Genomic DNA, 21,334 nt, shown 5'->3' with positions numbered 1-21,334 from the left:
GCGACACCGAGCATTTTCGTGGGCACGAAATGAGGGCTGCACCACCTATCCTTCTGATGTTTGAGCCGCGCCGGGCGGGCGTTTCAGCCCGATCCCGCCGCGCCGCGGCCGGTGGCCGGCCAGTGCCTCGGGCGCGCCGGTGCGACTGCGGTCAAAAGCGGTCACGGAGCCACGTTGCCGGATCGCTGACCGAGTGCCGGCCCGTTTCGACGCGCCCGGCGATGCGGCGCGAGAAGGTCGCACCGCTGTCGGCGGTCACGATGAAGTCTTACCAGTGGCCGGTCGAGTCGAGCTTCCAAGTGCAATTCCGACTGGTCGCCGGCGCGCACCGTGACGGTCCAGGTCGCGCCCGTGTCGTTGGCGTGCCCGCGATCGTCGTTTGCGCCGCGGACGGACAGCGGGCCGTACACCTGGTTCGACCTCACCGTGAAGCGGACGGCGCCACCGCCGTGGTTGCGCAGCCGCAAATGCAGGTTGCCGCTTGCGCCCGCGTAGCCGACGCGGCTTTCCGGATGCGGCGCACGTGCGCCGGCGAACCGGGCGAAGTCGCCGGTGAAGCGGCGGTGATAACCGTTCAGGCCGAGCACCCACAGGTCGTATTTGCCGCCTCGTCCGCGACTGCCGCTCAGCGCCTTGCCCGGCTCGGCGACGTAGCGGCGCGGCACGCGGTCGAGGTGCAGCTTGTCGTAGACGTGGGATTTTGCCGCCGCGGGGCCGGTGCTCGCGAACTTCAGCGTGACGATGCCGTTGCGTGCGTCCGCTTGCGCGCGCGCATGCAGCTCGTACGGCAGCGCGCACGACGGGCGCACGCCGACGGCCTGCGCGGGCAGTGACGGTGCGGCCGGCGGCGCGATCTTCGGGGCGACCTGCTGCGCGGCGCTGAGCGCGTCGACGTCGCTCTTCGTCGCGCGGCCCGCGAGCGCCGGCAGCGGCTCGTGGTTCGGCGCGCGGAAGTTGAACGCGCTCGCCAGGTCGCCGCACACCGCGCGGCGATACGCGCCGATCTGCGTCGTTGCCGTTGCGCGGTCGGCGATGCGTGTGCGTTCGAAGGCGTCTGCCGTTGTCGCGATCCTGGTCGCCGCGCGCTCGTGATGCGCGGAGCAGGATGTCGGCACATGCGGCCGGCGCGTGCCGGTCAGGGCGGCGGCCAGTCCAGGGCGCGCAGATGACGTCGACGTGATGTGGAAGTGACATCGTGTGCCTTCGGTCGACGTTGCGTGCACAACTAATTCATGGCGCGCGTGCGACGCACGAGGAATGGTAATGAATTACCGATTTGCGTCGATGCGGGCAGGAAGGAATTGCCGATTGCATGAAACTCGCGTGACGTCATATGGTTGCGCGGGCAACGGCATTGCGCCGTTCAGCGGCCATGTTTCATTCGGTTGAAATCGGATAAGCTCGATGCGTCGTTGTGTTGTTGCAGCAGCAGACGCAGCCCGATATTTCGATTTCCCCCTGGTCATGACCGACATCACGATCCGGCACGGCGACACGCACGCCGTCGACGCAATGCGGGTGTATCCGCGCGTACCGGCGCGTGTTCGCGAGGCGTGGCGTCGTGCGTTACCTGCCGGTCCGCGCACCGAATCGATCGGACGGATCGCCGGCAATGAAGCGTGCGTGCGGCGACGTGCATCGTCGCGCCGGCCGGATGTGCAGTCCGGGCTGCATTACCGCACGTCATATTCATTCGAGAATTCGTTCGTTTTCAATCGGCCGTGCGAATCGTATCGTCGAGCGATTTGCCGGCCGCTGCTGTCGTCGCGGCTCCCGCGATTGCGCGGTGCGTGGTATGCGCACAGCAGCCCGGTTATCCGTTTCGGCGTCGATGCTTGCGTGGCGCAAACGGCTGGTTTCAGCCTGTATCGCTCGCTTGTCGACGCCTTTGGTTGTTTCGCCGCTTCGACATGTTTTTGCTTCGCGGCTTCCGCGCGTCGATGGGCTGCTGACATGCAGCGCCCACTTGTCGCGCGACGCCGCTTCCCGCAACGTTTCTTTCAACGGAACCCGTCTCGATGAAAATCGTTCTCCGTCATCTGACAGCTGCCTGCCTGTTCGCCGCCACGGGTGCGGTGCTTGCCGCCAACCCGCCGCAACGCGCGGTCGTCTCGAACCCGTCGGCCGACGCCGCCCATCTGCCGCCCGGCATCGCGTGGCAGCACGGTGACGTCGATGCCGCGTTCGCGCTCGCGAAGCGCACCGGCAAGCCGCTGCTGCTGTACTGGGGCGCGGTGTGGTGCCCGTCGTGCAACCAGGTGAAGTCGACGATCTTCAGCCAGCAGGCGTTCAAGACGCGTTCGTCGTTCTTCGTGCCGGTGTATCTCGACGGCGACACCGAAAGCGCGCAGAAGCTCGGCGAGCGCTTCAAGGTGCACGGCTATCCGACGATGATCCTGTTCCGTCCGGATGGCACCGAGGTGACGCGGCTGCCGGGCGAAGCCGATCTCGACCGCTACATGCAGGCATTGTCGCTCGGGATGACGGCCACACACCCGGTACGGCAGACGCTCGCGGCTGCGCTGAACGGCGGCACGGCGCTTACGCCGGACGAGTGGCATCTGCTTGCCGACTATTCGTGGGATACCGACGGCGCGCTGCCGGTGCCGGCCGATCGTGTCGCGGTGACGCTGCAGACGCTGTCGCAACGTGCGCGCGCGGCTGGCTCGAAGGCGGATGCCGCGCGTTTCGCGCTGAAGTCGGCGGTGGTCGCGGCGTCGGACGATCCCGCGCAGGCCGGTGCGCTCGACAAGCCGGCGCTCGCCGATGCGCTGCGTGCGGTGCTGCGCGAGCCGGCGCTCGCGCGGGCCGACTCCGACGTGCTGGTTGCGGCGCCCGCGCGCGTGGTCGCGTACCTCGGCAACGACGGCGCGCTGCGCGCCGCATACGACACTGCGCTTGCGCGCCTGTCGACCGACACCACGCTATCGTCGATCGACCGGCTGATGGCATTGCACGGCCGCGTGCTGCTGGCGCGCGGCGACGCACGCGGCGGCCGCCCGCTCGAAGCGCCGGCGCTGGTCGCTACCGTCCGCAAGCGGATCGCCGCGTCGGTGCAGGGCGCCGCGAATGCGTACGAACGGCAGGCGCTCGTCAGCGAAGCGGCGGACACGCTGACCGACGCAGGGCTGTACGACGAATCGGACGTGCTGCTGAAGGCCGAGCTGCCGCGTTCGTCGACGCCGTACTACTTCATGTCGGGATTGGCGGCGAACGCGAAGGCGCGCGGCGACAATGCCGCGGCGCTCGACTGGTATCGGAAGGCATACGATTCGGCGAGCGGCCCGGCGACGAAGCTGCGCTGGGGCGCGACCTATTTCGCGAACGCGGTCGCGTTGGCGCCGGACGATTCGGCGCGGATCGAGGCGATTGCGACGAGTGTGCTCGCGCAGGCCGGCAAGACCCGCGACGCGTTTTACGGCGCGAACCTTCGCGCGCTGACCAAGGTCGTCACGCAACTGAACCGCTGGCGCGGCGCGGGCGCGCATGATGCGTCGGTCAGGTCGGTCGTGAAGCAGTTCGACGCGGTTTGCACCAAGCTGCCGGCGGGGGACCCGCAGGCAGCGGCATGCGAGAAACTGATTCAGCCGGTAAAGGCGTGACTGGGTGACGCGGCGCCGCGGGTGGCCGCCGCGGCGTTATTGCTATCGCTTACTGGCTCGATTCGGACGATGCGCCGCGATCGTTGCCGTATCCGCTGTTTTGCTGGCGGGCGATCTTTGCCTCGGCGGACACGATGCTGGCCGGATAGAACCAGTCGCTCGGCTGGAAGCCGGCTTGCTTGAGCGCCTTTACTTCGGCATGGACCTGCGCGCGCGTCAGCGGCGGCTTCGATTGCGCGTGCGCGGCGAGCGGCGCCGACACGGCCACGGCGATGGCAATTGCTGGGATCAGGCGCTTCATGATCGAGAACCTCCATGTGTCCGTCGGGGCGGCCGGCCTTCATTCGACTTGTTCGCGCGACGAAGCGGCAGCGGGTGAAACCAGTGTAGGCCCGGCCACGCGCGGGAAAAATGCGATCGCTCCCAACGCAGTGTTCTGCTGCCGGCAACAATGGGGGGAATGGGCGAACAGTCGGACGAACTGGGAAAGGCGGGAGGAACCGTGCGCCGGCCGCGTCGATGCGGCCGGCGCAGGGCGGGTTCGTCGGAACGCCGCCCGGTGCTGCGAATTAAACCAGGCCCGTCGTGTAGTACACGGCGATCACGAAGAAGACGGCGACCGTCTTGATCAGCGTGACCGCGAAAATGTCGCGGTACGACTCGCGGTGCGTGAGGCCGGTGACCGCGAGCAGCGTGATCACCGCGCCGTTGTGCGGCAGCGTGTCCATGCCGCCGCTGGCCATCGCGACGACGCGGTGCAGCACGTCCAGTGGAATGTTGGCCGCCTGCGCGCCCTTGATGAACAGGTCCGACATCGCCGCGAGCGCGATGCTCATGCCGCCTGACGCCGAACCCGTGATGCCCGCGAGCGAACTGACCGACACCGCCGCGTTCACGAGCGGGTTCGGAATGCTCTTCAGCGCATCGCTGACGACGAGAAAGCCCGGCAGCGCAGCGATCACGCCGCCGAAGCCGTATTCCGACGCGGTGTTCATCGCGGCGAGCAGCGCGCCGGCAACGGCGGCTTTCGAGCCCGCGGCGAAGCGGCCGCTGACGCGCTTGAACGCGGTCAGGATGACCAGCACGATCCCGAGCAGCAACGCGGCTTCGACCGACCAGATCGCGACGACCGTCTTGATCGACGTCGTGACGGGCGCATGCACGCCGGGCAGCACTTCCGGCGCGACCGTGTACGACGCGGCGCCGTACCACTGCGGGATCAGCTTCGTGAACGCGAAGTTCGACACGCCGACGAGGATCAGCGGCAGGATCGCCAGCGCCGGATGCGGCAGCGACTTCGCCTCGACGCGCTCCGGCTCGTTGACGAGCGACGTGCCGTAGCCTTCGCCCTTCGCCATCGCCGAACGGCGGCGCCATTCCAGATACGTAAGACCGACGACGATGATGAACAGCGAGCCGATCGTGCCCAGCACCGGCGCGGCCCACGCGGTCGTCTTGAAGAACGTGGTCGGGATGATGTTCTGGATCTGCGGCGTGCCCGGCAGCGAGTCCATCGTGAACGAGAACGCGCCCAGCGCGATCGCGCCCGGCATCAGCCGCTTCGGAATGTTGCTCTGGCGATAGAGCTCGGCCGCGAACGGATAGACGGCAAACACCACGACGAACAGCGATACGCCGCCATAGGTGAGCAGCGCGCACACCGCGACGATCACCGCATTCGCGCGCGAGCGGCCGATATATCGGATGGCCGCATGGACGATCGACTCGGAGAACCCGGACAGCTCGATCACCTTGCCGAACACGGCGCCGAGCATGAACACCGGGAAATAGAGTTTGACGAAGCCGACCATCTTCTCCATGAAGATGCCGGAGAAGACCGGGGCGACGGCGGCGGGTTCGGTCAGCAGGACGGCGCCTAGTGCGGCGATGGGCGCGAACAGGATCACGCTGTAGCCGCGATACGCGGCAAACATCAGGAACGCCAGCGCGGCGAGGACGATCACGAAAGACAAGGGAGTCTCCTAAAAGCTTGGAATGGCTTTGGTTGTTGTTCGATCGCGGAGCGCGCCGCGGACCGGTTCGGGGTCGTGCAGGTTTCGTGCCATCGGCCGGACTGCGCCGCCGGACGTGGTTCCGGCGCCGGCCGGGCGGCCCGCGCCGGCCAATGTCTGACGATTCTACATAAATCGTCTCCATCTGGAGACGAATTGGCCTTCAGGACGGCAGCCCGAAGCGAGCAGGGCTTTCCCCGACAAGGCGTTGCGGCATGTCTCCAAAGTGAGATACTTCGTCTCGTTCCAGAGACATTCGGCCAAGCATACGCGGAGACGACGACACGATGATGAACGACTGGGCCCGCCTGCCTGTGAATTACGGCGACGTGCTGCGGCGCGCGGCCGAATCGCTGTTTCGCACGTTCGAGGATTCGAGTGCGGGCACGGTGGTCGTCGATCGCGACGCGCGGGTCGTGTGGATGAACGAACGTTATGCGGCGCGCTTCGGCTTCGCCGATCCGCAGCAGGCGGTCGGGCTCGACTGCGAGGCGGTGATTCCGAACAGCCTGATGCGCGAGGTCGTATCGACCGGACAGCCGATCCTGCTCGACATCATGGAGACGGGCCGCGAGCCGCTCGTCGTCACGCGGCTGCCGCTGAAGAACGAGGCGGGCGAGACCGTCGGCGCGATTGGCTTCGCGCTGTTCGACCAGTTGAAGACGCTCACGCCGATCTTTTCCCGTTACGCGCAGCTTCAGCAGCAGCTGATCGCGACGCAGCGTTCGCTCGCGCAGGCGCGCCGCGCGAAATACACGTTCGCGAGCTTCGTCGGCACGAGCGCGGCAAGCCTTGAAACGAAGCGGCAGGCGCGCCGCGCCGCGCAGGTCGATTCGCCGGTTCTGCTGCTCGGCGAGACGGGCACCGGCAAGGAACTGCTCGCGCATGCGATCCACGCGGCATCGGCGCGCGCGCTCCAGCCGCTCGTGACGGTCAACGTCGCGGCGATACCCGACACGCTGCTTGAAACCGAATTCTTCGGCGCCGCGCCGGGCGCGTATACCGGCGCCGATCGCAAAGGGCGCGTGGGCAAGTTCGAGCTGGCCGATCGCGGCACGCTGTTTCTCGACGAGATCGGCGACATGCCGCTGCCGCTGCAGGGCAAGCTGCTCCGCGTGCTGCAGGACAAGGAGTTCGAACCGGTCGGCTCGAACCGGATCGTGCGTGCGGACGTGCGCATCATCGCGGCCACGTCCGCCGATCTGCCGGCGCTGGTCGAGGCCGGCCGCTTCCGCGCGGATCTGTACTACCGGCTCAATGTGCTGACGATTCACGCACCGCCGCTGCGCGAGCGTGCGTCGGACATCGCGGCGCTCGTCTACGCAACGCTCGAGGAGCTGGCGGCGCAGCACGGCCGCGCCGCGCACTGCGAGCTGACCGACGATGCGTTGCGGATGCTGTGCGCATACCCGTGGCCGGGGAATGTGCGCGAGTTGCGCAACACGCTCGAGCGCGCGCTGATGCTGTCGGATCGCGCGGTCATCGATGCGGATGCGCTCGCGCCATTCCTCGGCCCGGTGCGCATGGGGCCGGACAGCGTGCCTGCGGGCACGCGCGCTGCTGCGTCGCCGGTCGGCCGAGACACCGGCGGCACGCCGAATGCGGCGGGTACGCCGGTCGTGCCGTATGTCGACGCATTGGCTGCCTGGGAGCGCCGATTCCTGATCGACGCGCTGGCGGCCTGCGACGGAAAGGTGACCGAAGCCGCGGCTCGCATCGGCATTGGGCGCGCAACGCTGTACAAGAAAATGAGCGCACTGGGCATCGACCGATAGCGCGGTGCGACGGAGGAGGCCGGACGCGACGCACGCCGCCGGTGAAGTGCCTGACAGGAGACTACGATGACGCGACTCCGCATCGCCGGGTGGCTGGCCGTACTGATGACGACGTTCTCGTTCGCGCAGTCCGACCCTGCGGACGCGCCCGCGGCGCGGCGCAACTGGTACAACGATCCGTTTGTCGCGCTGTCGCAGGACTTCGCGGGATGCCCGTTGCCACTCGGCCCGTGGATGACGCGCGCCGAGATGGAAGACGACGCGCATTACCGCGTCGAGCGCGGCACTACGTGCTGGCTCGCCCATCGCTGCACGAAGCCGAATTCCTATATGTATGACGCGCCGATCGCCGCGGCCGCAAAAGCGCATTTCGCGGGCGCCGACCGCCTGCAGCGCACGAGCCTGTGGATCACCGTGCAGCGCCGCTTCATTTACGTCGAAGGGTGCGCGGATCCGGCGTTCGACCGGCAGGCGCTGGCGCGCGAACTCGGCGCGCTGCCGGATGTCGAGCAGGTGTTCGTTCGCATCACCGACGATCCGCATCGCACGTTGCCGTACAAGACGCGCGGCCGGCCGGAGCGCGCGCCCGACCGCCCGTCCGACTGAACGCGGGAGGACAGCGCATGGCATACTCGCGACATTAAAAAATTGGTTGACGGAAAGAACAATGAAACACATGCTTGCGTCGGTCTGTCGGTGGCCTCGAACGCATTGGCGTCGGGCCGGATTGTTGGCCCTGATTGCGGGGCTCGGCGGGTGCGGTGGCGGGGCCCCGCTGTTCACGTCGGACGGGCGCCCGACCACGCAGGTGCAGTGCACCGGTAGCGACTGGAGCGATTGCACGGACAACGCGCGAGCCATTTGCAACGGAGAATTCGAAGTCCTCCAGCAATCGACCGATGACGCCGTGCGAAATCTTCTCTTCGCATGCAAGAAGAAAAGCGGTTATTGATCCCGACATGACCGGGTGAGAAGACCATGATCGGGTGAAGCGCTTTTCTATTCGCTGGGAGTCGGCTATTTTTCATGAATAACACTCACGGAGTCCCATCCATATGGCGACCTACAGGCAACTGACAGCGCAGCTCGAAAGACTTCAGCAAAAGATCGACAAGGAACGCGAAAAGGCGATTGCCGATGCAATTGCCACCATTCGGGCGAAAATCGAGGAATTCGACATTACGGCCGAAGAGCTCGGTTTTCTCCCGGCGGGCAAGGCCGCTGCAGCCAAACCGAAGCGCCCGTTGCCGCCGAAATACCGCAACCCGAAGACGGGCGAAACGTGGAGCGGCCGCGGGCGGGCGCCGGCATGGCTCGGCAAGAATCGCGCGCGTTTCCTGATCAAGGACTGACTCCCGAAAATACTCACCTTTCGTGCGCTCACTGACGGTGCGAACGGCCATGCGGCCGTCGCACCGTTTTGTTTTTGGGCGGCCGCGGCACGATGCCGAATCGCGAATTGAATGACAACGGCGCGCGATTAACGGATACCGCTTCGCGAATTCGCTGCCATTCGCCCGCATATCGCCGCGAATTGCGGTAAACAGCCCGGCAATTGCGCGGGACGCGTGTATCGGCATTCGCCGTTTTCGCGGTGCGGGCGGATTGCCTGCCGCAATCACTTTTCGCGCATCGCACCCGTGTGCCGGGCGATTCCCGAAAACACTCACCATGGCTCCTGTAAATCCTCACCTTTGAACGGGCGACTGGAGCGTCGCATCGTGTCGCGTTCGCCTGCTGCAATGTGCGAGGGCGTGGATGACGAGCCCATGTTGACGGCGTTGATGCGCGTCGCACAGTCAGCCGTTCGGCATATAGGCAGCCGGATCCGGTTCGCCTATGCTTGGAGTTCGCGTCGCCCCGTGCACGCCTGACCCGGCCATGTGCGGGGCAGCCCGTCTTTCCGATACCGTAGGGAGCCGATGTGACCGTTCGACATCTCGATGCGTTGTTCCAGCCCAGGTCCGTTGCGATCGTCGGCGCGTCGTCGCGCGCGGGAAGTATCGGAGCGATGGTGTGGGCGCGCGTGCTCGACGGCGCGTTCGAAGGGCCGATATGGCCGGTCAATCCGAAGTATCGCGAGCTGAACGGGCACGCGGTCGTGCCCGACGTCGCCCGGCTTGCGGCGCCGCCGTCGGTCGCGGTGATCTGCACGCCGCCTGCCACGTGGGCCGGCATCGCGCGCAAGCTCGGCGAACTGGGCACGCGCGTCGCGGTGATCGTCGGCGAGGCGCGGACCGACGCCGATCGCGCCGCGCTCGGGCGCGCGCTCAAGGCCGCGAAGCCGTTCGTGCTCCGTATCGTCGGGCCCGGCAGTCTCGGCGTGATGTCGCCCGCGCGGCGTGCGCACTTCGGTGCGCCGGCCTATACGGTGCGATCGGGCGGCGTCGCATGGGTGTCGCAGTCGAACGCGCTGACGAACGCCGTGCTTGGCTGGGCCGATGCGCGCGGCCTCGGTTTTTCGCATGTCGTCGCGCTCGGCGGCGAAGCCGACGTCGACGCGGGCGACGTGCTCGACTACCTCGCCAGCGATCCCGGTACGCGCGCGATCCTGCTTGAACTCGACACCGTATGCGCCGCGCGCAAGTTCATGTCGGCGGCGCGCGCGGCGGCCCGGAACAAGCCGGTGCTCGCGTTGCGCACCGGGCGCGCGGATCCCGGCGACGCGCTTTATACCGCGGCGTTCCAGCGCGCGGGAATGGTACGCGTCGATGCGCTCGACGATCTGCTCGACGAGATCGAGACGCTCGGCGTGGGGCGTGTCGCCGCGCGCGGCGCGGCGACGCTCGTGACGAGCGACGCCGGCGTCGCGAAACTCGCGGTCGATGCGGTTGCGGAAGTGCGCGACGTGCTGGCCGACTGGCCGGCCGCCGCAACGTCGGCCGTAGCGGCCGCGCTGCCCCATCTCGCCGTGCCGGGCAATCCGCTGACGCTCGGCGATAACGCGCGTCCCGAGCATTTCGGCGCGGCCATCGAGGCGCTTGCGCCGTTCCCGCAAACGGGCACGCTATTCGTCGTGCATTCGACCTCCCACAGTGCGCCGGCGGATGCGGTCGCGCGCACGCTGATCGAATCGAAGCGGTATGCGTACCGCGGCATCCTTGCGTGTTTCTTCGGCGCCGTGGATGCGGCAACACGCGACGCACTGCACGCAAACGGCATTCCGGTGCATACGACGCCGCAGCGGCTCGCGCGCGCCTATGCACGGCTCGTCGACTACAACCTTGGCCGGCAGTTGCTGATGCAGACGCCTGAAGGTACGCCGCCGCAACCGGCCGAGTGCGTTGCATCCGCTCAGGCGGAGGCGCGCCGCATGGTCGACGCCGACGAGCACGAACTGGCCGGCGAAGCGGCGTTGCGCTGGCTCGCTCACTTCGGTCTATACGGCGAGCCGGCCGATGTGTCTGCGAGTGCGCGGGTCGTCGACGTCACGGTCGAGATGTTCGACGATTCGAACTTCGGTCCGGTGTTCCGTTATGTCGTGCCGCCGGCGGACGGCGTATCGGCGCCGTTCGTCGTATACGGGCTGCCGCCGCTGAATACGGTGCTCGCCCGCGCGGTGATGGAACGTTCGCCGTATGCGCGCCGCGCGCCGGTGGAACCCACGCTCGATGCGCTGACGGCATTGTCGCAAGTCATATGCGACGTTCGCGAGGTCGTCGCGATGTCGATCACGCTGCGCGTGCTGTCCGACCGGGCCTACGTCGTCGCGCCGCGCATCACGCTGGCCGCGGGACGCAGCCGCCTCGCGATCATGCCGTATCCGCGCCATCTCGAGCAGACGCTCGAATGGCGCGGCGAGACCGTGACGATCCGTCCGATCCGTCCGGAAGACGAGGAAGCGCACAACGAGCTGCTGGGCGCGATGACACCGGACGATCTGCGGATGCGTTTCTTCGGCGCGGTGCGCAGCTTCGACCATTCGCAAGTGGCGCGCATGACGCAGATCGACTACGACCGCGAGATGGCCTTCATCGTGTCGTTTACCGACGGCGCGGGCCGCGCGCACACGCTCGCAGTGGCGCGCGCGGTTGCCGACCCCGACAACGAGGTGGCGGAGTTCGCGATCGCGGTGCGGCCCGATCAGAAGGGCAAGGGGCTCGGGCGGCTGATGATGACCCGCATCATCGAATATGCGCGATCGCGCGGTACGGCATGGATGGTCGGCGAGGCGTTGCGTGAGAACACGGCGATGATCGCGTTGGCGAAGTCGTGCGGGTTCGCGGTGTCGGCGACCGACGAGCCCGGCGTCGTGGGGTTCAGGATGAAGTTGCAACCATAGCCGCATGCCCATGTATGCGCGCGTGCGGCGATATCGGACTCGCTCGACAAACTGCGCGCACCGCTGGCGACGCGCCATCGTGGCGCTTCGGTATGCAAATCAAGTTGCATGGGACGAGTACATGTAGCGCGAGAACGCGCTGAGGCCGGCGGCAGGCGATACGTGCCTGCAACGTCGCATACGCGACGAGGCGTGACGTACAGATGCACGGCTCCCCGTGTCGGCAGAACCAGCGCACGATTCGCCCGTGCAGACACACGAATTTCGAACCCGGGCACCGACGCGACACAAAGGTGAGGTATTTCGGGAGCCGCAGGTGAGTGCTTTCGGGAGCGCAGTGGTGAGCCGATACGGGACCGATCGGTGAGCCTTCCCGGGAACCGCGGGTGAGCCGTTACGGGAGGTGCTGGTGAGCCCTTGCGGGAACGCGCGGTGAGTGTCTGCGGGATGGGTAGGTGAGGACGTTCGGGAGGCTTCGGGGAGTGCCGCTTGACGCTTCAGGTGAGCTTTTTCGGGAGGTGCTGGTGAGCGCTTCCAGGACGCATCGGTGAGATTTTTCGGGAGCCTGGAGACGGCGTTCCCCGACAGGTGCGGCACACGCGTTTGCTGGCGTCCGCGCCAATTCGGGCACGCATGAAGCGCGCCCGTTGCAGGTTTTACGCCGCGAGTTTCGCCGCTGCGTCGTTTACCTGTTCGCGCGAAATCGCGAGTTCCTCCAGGTGTGCGTCCGCATAAACGCCGCCGGTTTCGCGCTCGAGTCGCGCGATCGTCAGCGCGCAACGTGCGGTGTCTTTCGGCATCGCAATGAAGCGCTTGACCGATTCGCCGGACGTGAACGCGTCGAACAGCGCGCCGCGGACCTCGTCCGGAAGCGTCTTGGTCCATTGGTACGGCTTGCCGTTGAACGTGATCGACGGCGGCAGCGTGCGCTCCTTCTTGGTAGCCGTGATGAGGCCGTAGGTGCGTGCGGCGTCGCCGATTTGTTCAGGCGAAAAGAGTTCGTCGGGTGTGATGTCGAACTGCTCGATGTAGTTCTCGATCGCGAGCATCGCCGCGGCACGATCGTCGCGCTTCTTCTGCGCGCGCGCGACGATGTCGCGCAGTTCGTCCGCTTCTTCGGGCGTGATCGTGAAGCTTGCCTGCTTCTGCTGAAGTTCGGAGAAACGCTGGAATTCTTGATCGTTCAGAAGTTTGGCCATGACATCCATCGGATACGACGGTCGCGACAGCCGGCCGCCGTAGTTTTTGAGAGGGCCGCTATTCTAGCGTAGCGCCGCAGCCGCGGCGATTGCGCACCCGCGAGCCGGCCGCCGAGCGAGACGTCACTCGCAGACGCGAGCACACGCGAGGCCGCGGCAACTCGCATACCGCGGCGGCACCCCCAGGCTTTGCGGACCGGCAGATTCTTGGCGGGCCGCATTCGCTACGGTGGCGGATCGCGCGGCGGCCGCGCAGCGCCGCACCGGGGTCAGCAGGTTTCCGCGCGGCACATCGACAACTGGCCTGCCGTATCGCGCAGCGCGGCGACGGCGACGTCGGCCGACGGCGCCATATGCGCATCGATCCGGCGCATGTACGGGCAGGTCAGCACCGCGATCGCGTGGCCGGCCGGGCCGAGGATCGGCGCGCTGAGATCGGTGACGCCGTACGCCTGCCGGCTGTCCTGGCGCAGGTAGCCCGACTGGCGGATCGACTGGCATGCGTGCGCGAGTTCCTGCTCGTTCATCGGCGTTTCGCCCTTGACCTTGCGATGCTCGGCCAGCATGTGCGCACGCTGCTCCGCGCTCTGGAACGACAGCATCACGCGGCCCGATGCGGTGTCGACAAGTGCGACGCGCGCGCCGAGCCGCACCGACACGCCCCACGGGCCCGGTCCGTCGACCTGCGCGATCACGAGCAAGTTGCCGCGATCGTAGACGCACAGATGGCACGACTGTTCGGCGGCATCGGCAAAGCGCTGCATCAGCGGCAGCGCTTCGGCGATCAGCCGGTTCATCGGCGGATGCCGGTGCGCAAGCGCGAACAGCTTCAGGCTGAGCGTGTAACGGTCGCCGCCGCTCGAGCGCATGACGTAGCGGCGCGCGACCAGCCGTTCGAGCATCCGGTAGATTTCGCTCGCATTGCGGCCGAGTTCCTTGGTGATTTCGGTGCGGGTGAGTCCTTCCTTCTGCTCCGACAGGAGTTCGAGGATATCGAGACCCTTGTCGAGCGCGGGCGCGCGATAGCGGTCGGCTGCGCTCAGCGGTTCCCGTGCGTCGCTGACGGGAACGGGGATATTGGTCGATTGCATCATGGGTATGAGGTTCGGGAAGGGCCGATCGGTGGCGACGCACGCTGACTTTCCTGCACGCTGGCCGGCGACGCCCACGCGCGAGGGGAACGATATCCGCGCGAGCCCGACAGCCAATGTTCAGTGTGCAATGCAGCGTCCTTTTGCCGATCATTACCGAGCAAGAACGGATCAGCTGGCATTTTCGATGACAGGGTCACAACGAATACTGTTTATTCACGTTCCGTGGTCGACGATCGACGCAATGCGGCATCGCGCGATTCGTGCGTGCCATCCCGGTGCTGCGATGCAACGCCCGCACGCGCACCAATAGTCGGTATCCGTGGCGTGCCAATTCACGGCGCGCCGGCAATGGTACAAAGAGCAGCGGGCCCACGACGGCGCGGCCGCGCACGCAGCCGGCTGGCAGAGGCCGGCACGTTGCGCAAACGCCGAACCGTCGTCGCCGATGCGCAGACCGGCGGCCGCCCGTTCGATGCGCGTCGCACGTCGGTGCGACGCCGCGATCGCTGCGCCTGCGCGTGCGTCGCGTGTCGAATGGCTGCCTGATACGGCGCCGACGCGCGTCATCGACGATCGGCATCCAATCCGGCGCGTGGCCGCAAGCGGCTGCATCGGCCGGTATCCAGTCACATTCGACAACAGAGGTTGAGCACGATGAAACTGCTTCGCTATGGCCCTTCCGGCCAGGAAAAGCCCGGCATTCTCGACGCGGACGGCCGGATTCGCGACCTGTCCGCGCACTTGGCGGATCTTGCCGGCGACGCGCTGTCGGACGCCGGTCTTGCGCGCGTGCGCGCGATCGATCCGGCCACGCTGCCGCTGGTGTCGGGCGAGCCGCGCATCGGCGCGTGCGTCGGTCGCGTCGGCAAATTCATCGGCATTGGTCTGAACTATGCGGACCATGCGGCCGAGGCCGGCATGCCGGTGCCGAAGGAGCCGGTGGTGTTCGGCAAATGGACGAGTTCGATCTGCGGCCCGAACGACGGCATCGAGATCCCGAAGGGCTCGGTCAAGACTGACTGGGAGGTCGAGCTTGGCGTCGTGATCGGCACGACCTGCAAGGACGTCGACGAAGCGCGCGCGCTCGATTGCGTCGCCGGCTACTGCGTCGTGAACGACGTGTCCGAGCGTGAATGGCAGATCGAGCGCGGCGGCCAGTGGGACAAAGGCAAGGGCTTCGACACGTTCGGGCCGATCGGCCCTTGGCTCGTGACGCGCGACGAAGTGCCCGACCCGCAGCGCCTCGACCTCTGGCTCGAGGTCGACGGGCGCCGTTATCAGAGCGGCAACACGCGCACGATGGTGTTCACCGTCGCGCAATTGATCGCGTATCTGTCGCGCTGGATGACGCTGCAACCGGGCGACGTGATCACGACCGGCACGCCCCCGGGCGTCGGAATGGGCATCAAGCCGGCGCCGGTGTTCCTGAAGGCCGGCCAGACGGTGCGGCTCGGCATAGAGGGCCTTGGCGAGCAACTGCAGAGCACGCGCGACGCGCAGTAAGGGCCTGCGCGTTCAAGCCGGGAGCGGCACGTGAAACCGGCGGCGATCCGGCTGCCCGCCGCGCCGCCGCACGAGCGCCGCGATCGCGCCGGACGAGTCGCGGTGGCGACCGTCGCGCTCTGACCAGCTGTCCACCAAAAAACAAAAGCCCGCTTCCGCGCGACGCGGAATCGGGCTCTCGTTATCGATCCGCATTCGCCCGTCGCGATCAGACCACGTTGTCCAGCTCGCAATGGGCTTCGAGCCGATACCCGTCGGGATCGACGACGAACGCCGCGTAATAGCCCGGCCCGTATTGCTCGCGTTTGCCCGGCCCGCCATTGTCCTGTCCGCCATGCTGCAGCGCGGCCCGGTAGAACGCGTCGACTTCCACCGGCGACGCCGCGCGGAACGACACGTGCAGCCCCGACTCGGGATCGGCGACGACCGGGCGCTTCGCGTGCTGCAACCAAAGCACCGGTTCGCTGGTGCCGTAGCCAAGCGATCCGTCGTCGCTGTGCAGCCGCTTGTAGCCGAGCGCACCGAGCGTGTTGTCGTAGAACGTGCGGCTCCGATCGATGTGGGCAACGCCGAAGGAGAGGTGATCGATCATCTGGGGCTCCTTGAACTGAAAGGGTGAGTGAGCGCAAAACCTGTTCCAGCACGTTTCGTGCGTCATGCCGAGCGTGCCGCGACGAGTGTGGACAACTCCGCACGAAAACCGCTTGTATTGCTGTGCCGCCCGAAAGCGGAAGCGTGTCGGTAGCAGAATTTCATAACCACCATGCTGGTTATGTTAGGAATCGCCTCGGCGCTTGTCAACCGGCATGGTGGTTAGATACGATCGGGGAATGACCAAAACGCAACCTTCCGTCACGCCGGCTTACGTCATTCCGGCACCGTCCGAAACGTTGAGCATCGATTTCGCGAACACGCTGTACTGGCGGGGCACCGACGCGCCGACGGAAACGTTCGGCACGCTCCACGATCTGTTCGGGTGGTGCCGCGACCAGGCTGGCGTGCCGACGCGCGTGGCCGACGCGTGCGTCGTATATGAAAAGGGCATGGGCGCTGGCCGGGATGAGCCCGCGATACTGGCGCGTGCGCTCGAATTGCGGGAAGCGCTGTATCGGCTCTTTCACGCGCAGGCCGAGCGGCGCGAGCCGGCGACTGACGATCTCGTGCTGCTCGGCGGTTTTCTCGCGGAAGCGGCGCCGCGCGTCGCGCTCGCGCGGATCGACGGCGCGTATGCATGGCGAGTCCCGCAGGGGGAGGTAGCGCTGCCGCGGCTGTTGAGCCCGGTGCTGTGGTCGGCGACGGATCTGTTGGGCGGCGCGCGGCTTGCGAAGGTGAAGCGCTGCGCGAACGACGCATGTCAGTGGCTGTTCATCGACGACAGCAAGAACGGGAGCCGGCGCTGGTGCTCGATGTCGTCGTGCGGGAATCGCGCGAAGGCTTACCGCCATTACCACAAGGACGGCTGACCGCAACGCGCGTGCGGCGCGTCACATCCTCGTCATCCGAATCGCGCGCGCCGAATCCGCATCTATTTCGCCGAGAGTTTGCGCCACAGCGTCGTTTTGCTGATGCCGAGCATCGCGCATGCACGATCGCGGTCGCCGCCGCACGCGTCGAGCACCGCGCGGATCTCGTCGGCTTCCGCGCGGCGGCGCCGCGCATGGAGCGTGTGCGCATCGGCGGCTTCGGCCGTGTCGCGCCCGCCAGCCGCTCCTGCGAACAGTTCGGGCGCGATCGCCTGCAGCGCATCGGCCGCGAGCACGGGGCACGCGGCGTGCGGGTCGCCGTCGTCGACTTCCTCGGCCAGTTCCACGGCGATTCTCTCGACGACGTTCTGCAGTTCCCGCACGTTGCCCGGCCAGCGATACCGCGCGAGCGTCGCACGCGCCGCGTCGAGCACGCGCATCGCATCGCCGACCTCGCGCACGCGCTCGGCGAGCCGTGGCTCGCGCCGTGCCGCCTGCACGAGCAGCGTGGCCGCGAGCGCGGGAATGTCGGCGGCACGCTCGCGCAGCGGCGGCAGGCCGATGTTCAGGATGTTGAGCCGGTAATACAGGTCCGCACGGAACGTACCGGCCTCGACGGCCGCGAGCAGCGGCCGGTGTGTCGCGGCGATCACGCGCACGTCGATGCGGATCGGCTCGGTGGATCCGAGGCGGATCACCTCGCGCTCCTGCAGCACGCGCAGCAGCCGGCTTTGCAGCGACGGCGGCATTTCGCCGATTTCGTCGAGAAAGAGCGTGCCGCGGTGCGCGGCCTCGAACAGCCCGGTCTTGCCGCCGCGCCGCGCGCCGGTAAACGCGCCTTCCTCGTAGCCGAACAATTCGCTCTCGAGCAGCGCTTCGGGAAACGCGCCGCAGTTGACGGCTACGAACGGATAGCTCCTTCGCGCGGACAGCGCATGCAGGCTCTGCGCGATCATTTCCTTGCCGGTGCCGCTTTCGCCGAGCACGAGCACGGTTGCATCGGACTTCGCGTACCGGCGCACCAGATCGCGCACGCGCGCCATCGGCGCGGACGCGCCGACCACGTCGTCGAGCGCGTAGCGCGCCGCGAACTGCTGCGTGTTCGGCTGCGAGCGCAGCGCGCGATCGAGCCGTTCGACCGCGCGCGACTCCTGGAACGTCAGCACGCTGCCCGATGTCACGCCGCGATCGACGAGCGGCCCGCGATGCACGACGTAGCGCACGCCGCGCACGGTCGCGAGCGCGTCGCCGTCCTCGCCGCGCAGCGTGCGCAATTCGGGCCGCAGGTCGACGAGCGCGCGCCCGACGGCCGCCGCCGGTTCGACCCCGAGCGCCGACGCGAGCCGCTCGTTGATCGCTTCGACGCGGCCGCGCGCATCGAGCGCGACCACACCGTCGCGCAGATGCTGCAGCAGGTTGTCGAGCCGCTGGCGGCGAAACGCCTCGGCGTGCGTCGCATACGCGACTTCGAGCGCCGTCTCGACCGCCTGGCGCACCGACGCATGCGAATACAGGAACACCGCGCCCATGCCGGCGCTCGCCGCGAGATCGGTGACAAGGCCCGGGCCGACGATCGTCTCGATGCCGCGATCGTGCAGGTCGTGCACGCAGGCTTCCGCTTCCTGCGCGGACTGATATGACGCAAACTGCACGTCGAGGCCGTACGCGGCGACGAAGCGGCGCACTTCCGGCGGCGTCTCGCCGGCGCTGACGAGCGCGATTCGCGATGCGTCGCGCCGCGCGCGCGCGAGCGCCTGCATCACGTCGAAGCCGGTCGGCGATACGACCACGACCGGCACCGGCGCCCGCGTTTTCAGGAAGCCGCCGTTCGAGCCGGCCGCCACGATCACGTCGGGCCGCGCGGTGCCGGCCTCGGCGATCGCACTCAGCGCGTCTTCGTACGCGCGCGTGACGATGCGCACGTCGGCGCGCTCGTCGAATTCGCCGGCGATCTCGCGAAACAGGTCGCGCAGGCGGCTGATGCCCATTGCCCAGATGCGCGGGCGCACCGTGCGGTCGGCCGCGCCGACGGGCTTGGTCGAGGAAAGGTCCATGGCGACCGATTATGCGCGCGGGATTTCATTTTTGAAACATGAAATTGCCGAATTGAAATCACCGGACGAAACCACTCGCGCGCCGGTTGCTTAAGAATCAGTGGGTTAGCGGCGTTTGATGCGCTGGCCCGGTCCTTGCTGTTGATGGTCGTTCCTTCAGGAGGCCGTTCATGAGCAACACGCATCTTCAAAGCGCCGGCGCGAAGTTTCGCGCGGCAGTCGCGGCCGAGCAGCCGCTGCAGGTGGTCGGCGCGATCACCGCGTATGCGGCCAAGATGGCGCAGGCCGTCGGCTTCAAGGCCGTCTACCTGTCGGGCGGCGGCGTCGCCGCGAATTCGCTCGGGATCCCCGATCTCGGCATCAGCACGATGGAAGACGTGCTGATCGACGCGAACCGGATCACCAACGCGACCGACCTGCCGCTGCTCGTCGACATCGATACGGGCTGGGGCGGCGCGTTCAACATCGCGCGCACGATCCGCTCGTTCATCAACGCGGGCGTCGCGGCCGTCCACATCGAGGACCAGGTCGGCCAGAAGCGCTGCGGCCACCGCCCCGGCAAGGAAGTCGTGCCGACCGAGGAAATGGTCGATCGCGTGAAGGCCGCGGTCGATGCGCGCACCGACGACCAGTTCGTGATCATGGCCCGCACCGATGCGGCCGCCGCCGAAGGGATCGACGCGGCGATCGAGCGCGCGATCGCATATGTGGAAGCCGGTGCGGACATGATCTTCCCGGAAGCGATGAAGACGCTCGACGACTACCGCCGATTCAAGGCCGCGGTGAAGGTGCCGATTCTCGCGAACCTGACCGAGTTCGGCTCGACGCCGCTCTTTACGGTCGACGAACTGCGCGAGGCGAACGTCGATATCGCGCTGTATTGCTGCGGCGCTTATCGCGCGATGAACAAGGCCGCGCTGAATTTCTACGAGACGCTGCGCCGCGACGGCACGCAGAAGGCCGCGGTGCCGACGATGCAGACGCGCGCCGAGCTGTACGACTTCCTCGGCTATCACGCATACGAGCAAAAGCTCGACGAGCTGTTCGCGCAGGGCAAGAAGTAACGCGCCCGCGCGCCGGGACGCGGTTCCCGGAACGCATTGCATGAAGCCGGGGCGCGCGTTGCAGCGCCGGCCCCGGCGGAGATTGATCCCCATTGGAGAACGGAAACATGAGCGAGACGAAAGACGCAGCAGCACCGGCCGCCGCAGGCGCATTCAAGCCGAAGAAGTCGGTGGCGCTGTCGGGCGTGACGGCCGGCAACACGGCGCTGTGCACGGTCGGCAAGACCGGCAACGACCTGCACTACCGCGGCTACGACATTCTCGACGTCGCCGAATCGTGCGAGTTCGAGGAAATCGCGCACCTGCTGGTGCACGGCACGCTGCCGAACCTGACCGAACTCGCTGCGTACAAGACCAAGCTGCGCGCGCTGCGCGGCCTGCCGAGCGCGCTGAAGGCTGCGCTCGAGCAGATCCCGGCTTCCGCTCATCCGATGGACGTGATGCGCACGGGCGTGTCGGTGCTCGGCACCGTGCTGCCGGAGAAGGACGATCACAACCTGCCGGGCGCGCGCGATATCGCCGACCGCCTGATGGCGTCGCTCGGGTCGATGCTGCTGTACTGGTACCACTTCTCGCACAACGGCAAGCGCATCGAGACCGAAACCGACGACGATTCGATCGGCGGCCACTTCCTGCACCTGCTGCACGGCAAGACGCCGTCGAAGTCGTGGGTCGACGCGATGCACACGTCGCTGATCCTGTACGCGGAGCATGAATTCAACGCATCGACGTTCACGGGCCGCGTGATCGCGGGCACGGGCTCGGACATCTACTCGGCGATCACCGGCGCGATCGGCGCGCTGCGCGGGCCGAAGCATGGCGGCGCGAACGAAGTCGCGTATGAGATCCAGAGCCGCTACAGTTCGCCGGACGATGCCGAAGCCGACATCCGCCGCCGCGTCGAGAACAAGGAAGTCGTGATCGGCTTCGGTCATCCGGTCTACACGATTTCCGATCCGCGCAACAAGGTGATCAAGGGCGTCGCGCACAAGCTGTCGAAGGAAGCAGGCGACCTGAAGCTGTACAGCATCGCCGAGCGCCTGGAATCGGTGATGTGGGACGCGAAAAAGATGTTCCCGAACCTCGACTGGTTCAGCGCCGTGTCGTATCACATGATGGGCGTGCCGACCGCGATGTTCACGCCGCTGTTCGTGATCTCGCGCACGTCCGGCTGGAGCGCGCACATCATCGAGCAGCGCATCGACAACAAGATCATTCGCCCGAGCGCGAACTACACCGGCCCTGAAGACCTGCAGTTCGTGCCGATCGAAAAGCGCTGAAACGCC

At 67.0% G+C, this 21,334-nt stretch carries 17 protein-coding genes and 1 pseudogene; 11 read left to right on the top strand and 7 right to left on the bottom strand.

Annotation, left to right across the window (positions count from 1 at the left end):
• Positions 1 to 151 precede the first annotated feature (151 nt).
• A pseudogene (locus WK25_RS29125) lies at positions 152 to 1,007 on the bottom strand (phospholipase domain-containing protein); the annotation flags it as partial.
• Between the two features lie 457 nt (positions 1,008 to 1,464).
• On the opposite strand from WK25_RS29125, the gene WK25_RS29120 reads away from it, so the two are divergent.
• Positions 1,465 to 2,022 carry a hypothetical protein gene (locus WK25_RS29120; RefSeq protein WP_069243424.1) on the top strand — a complete coding sequence of 186 codons (558 nt, stop codon included), beginning with the start codon at positions 1,465 to 1,467 and terminating at the stop codon, positions 2,020 to 2,022.
• Positions 2,019 to 3,602, top strand: a complete 1,584-nt coding sequence (locus WK25_RS29115; RefSeq protein ID WP_069243423.1) for a thioredoxin family protein — start codon at positions 2,019 to 2,021, stop codon at positions 3,600 to 3,602. Before WK25_RS29120 ends, WK25_RS29115 begins: the two co-directional genes overlap by 4 nt.
• 49 nt (positions 3,603 to 3,651) lie before the next feature.
• Here WK25_RS29115 and WK25_RS29110 read toward each other — a convergent pair whose 3' ends face one another.
• Entirely contained in the window at positions 3,652 to 3,903 is a 252-nt protein-coding gene (locus WK25_RS29110) for a DUF4148 domain-containing protein (RefSeq protein WP_069243422.1), read from the bottom strand.
• A gap of 268 nt (positions 3,904 to 4,171) precedes the next feature.
• Complete coding sequence (locus WK25_RS29105; protein WP_069243421.1) at positions 4,172 to 5,575, bottom strand: GntP family permease; 1,404 nt, start codon at positions 5,573 to 5,575, stop codon at positions 4,172 to 4,174.
• Positions 5,576 to 5,901: 326 nt separating this feature from the next.
• Here WK25_RS29105 and WK25_RS29100 point away from each other — a divergent pair, with 326 nt between their 5' ends.
• From WK25_RS29100 to WK25_RS29085, 5 genes are all read left to right on the top strand, one after another.
• Entirely contained in the window at positions 5,902 to 7,389 is a 1,488-nt protein-coding gene (locus tag WK25_RS29100; protein WP_069243420.1) for a sigma-54 interaction domain-containing protein, read from the top strand.
• Between the two features lie 66 nt (positions 7,390 to 7,455).
• Entirely contained in the window at positions 7,456 to 7,995 is a 540-nt protein-coding gene (locus WK25_RS29095) for a hypothetical protein (protein ID WP_069243419.1), read from the top strand.
• A 61-nt stretch (positions 7,996 to 8,056) separates the two neighbouring features.
• Entirely contained in the window at positions 8,057 to 8,341 is a 285-nt protein-coding gene (locus WK25_RS32380) for a hypothetical protein (protein WP_319000765.1), read from the top strand.
• Between the two features lie 103 nt (positions 8,342 to 8,444).
• Positions 8,445 to 8,741, top strand: coding sequence for an H-NS histone family protein (locus tag WK25_RS29090; protein ID WP_040138855.1), 297 nt, complete (start codon positions 8,445 to 8,447; stop codon positions 8,739 to 8,741).
• Positions 8,742 to 9,313: 572 nt separating this feature from the next.
• Positions 9,314 to 11,671, top strand: a complete 2,358-nt coding sequence (locus tag WK25_RS29085; RefSeq protein WP_069243418.1) for a GNAT family N-acetyltransferase — start codon at positions 9,314 to 9,316, stop codon at positions 11,669 to 11,671.
• 656 nt (positions 11,672 to 12,327) lie between these two features.
• Here WK25_RS29085 and WK25_RS29080 read toward each other — a convergent pair.
• The gene (locus WK25_RS29080; protein ID WP_040138853.1) at positions 12,328 to 12,879 is read right to left on the bottom strand and encodes a hypothetical protein; all 552 of its coding nucleotides are present in this window, start codon (positions 12,877 to 12,879) and stop codon (positions 12,328 to 12,330) included.
• A gap of 260 nt (positions 12,880 to 13,139) precedes the next feature.
• The gene (locus WK25_RS29075) at positions 13,140 to 13,961 is read right to left on the bottom strand and encodes an IclR family transcriptional regulator (RefSeq protein WP_226209053.1); all 822 of its coding nucleotides are present in this window, start codon (positions 13,959 to 13,961) and stop codon (positions 13,140 to 13,142) included.
• Positions 13,962 to 14,618: 657 nt separating this feature from the next.
• Here WK25_RS29075 and WK25_RS29065 point away from each other — a divergent pair.
• Complete coding sequence (locus WK25_RS29065) at positions 14,619 to 15,467, top strand: ureidoglycolate lyase (RefSeq protein WP_069243416.1); 849 nt, start codon at positions 14,619 to 14,621, stop codon at positions 15,465 to 15,467.
• A 208-nt stretch (positions 15,468 to 15,675) separates the two neighbouring features.
• Here WK25_RS29065 and WK25_RS29055 read toward each other — a convergent pair whose 3' ends face one another.
• Positions 15,676 to 16,059 carry a VOC family protein gene (locus tag WK25_RS29055; RefSeq protein ID WP_040138850.1) on the bottom strand — a complete coding sequence of 128 codons (384 nt, stop codon included), beginning with the start codon at positions 16,057 to 16,059 and terminating at the stop codon, positions 15,676 to 15,678.
• A gap of 214 nt (positions 16,060 to 16,273) precedes the next feature.
• On the opposite strand from WK25_RS29055, the gene WK25_RS29050 reads away from it, so the two are divergent.
• Positions 16,274 to 16,930, top strand: coding sequence for a CGNR zinc finger domain-containing protein (locus tag WK25_RS29050; protein WP_069243414.1), 657 nt, complete (start codon positions 16,274 to 16,276; stop codon positions 16,928 to 16,930).
• 62 nt (positions 16,931 to 16,992) lie between these two features.
• Here WK25_RS29050 and prpR read toward each other — a convergent pair whose 3' ends face one another.
• The gene (gene prpR, locus WK25_RS29045; RefSeq protein ID WP_069243413.1) at positions 16,993 to 18,984 is read right to left on the bottom strand and encodes a propionate catabolism operon regulatory protein PrpR; all 1,992 of its coding nucleotides are present in this window, start codon (positions 18,982 to 18,984) and stop codon (positions 16,993 to 16,995) included.
• A 170-nt stretch (positions 18,985 to 19,154) separates the two neighbouring features.
• Between prpR and prpB the strand changes: the two genes are divergently transcribed.
• Both prpB and prpC read left to right on the top strand, forming a co-directional pair.
• Positions 19,155 to 20,048: a methylisocitrate lyase gene (gene prpB / locus WK25_RS29040; protein WP_069243412.1), complete on the top strand. Its 894-nt coding sequence runs from the start codon at positions 19,155 to 19,157 to the stop codon at positions 20,046 to 20,048.
• Positions 20,049 to 20,155: 107 nt separating this feature from the next.
• Positions 20,156 to 21,328 carry a bifunctional 2-methylcitrate synthase/citrate synthase gene (gene prpC, locus WK25_RS29035; protein WP_040138846.1) on the top strand — a complete coding sequence of 391 codons (1,173 nt, stop codon included), beginning with the start codon at positions 20,156 to 20,158 and terminating at the stop codon, positions 21,326 to 21,328.
• Positions 21,329 to 21,334 lie beyond the last annotated feature (6 nt).

Origin of the sequence: Burkholderia latens (genome assembly GCF_001718795.1) — a bacterium.
In the GTDB taxonomy this organism is placed as follows: Bacteria; Pseudomonadota; Gammaproteobacteria; order Burkholderiales; family Burkholderiaceae; genus Burkholderia; species Burkholderia latens_A.
Note: the sequence above shows the minus strand (reverse complement) of the source record. Positions and strands in the feature narration are given on the sequence as shown.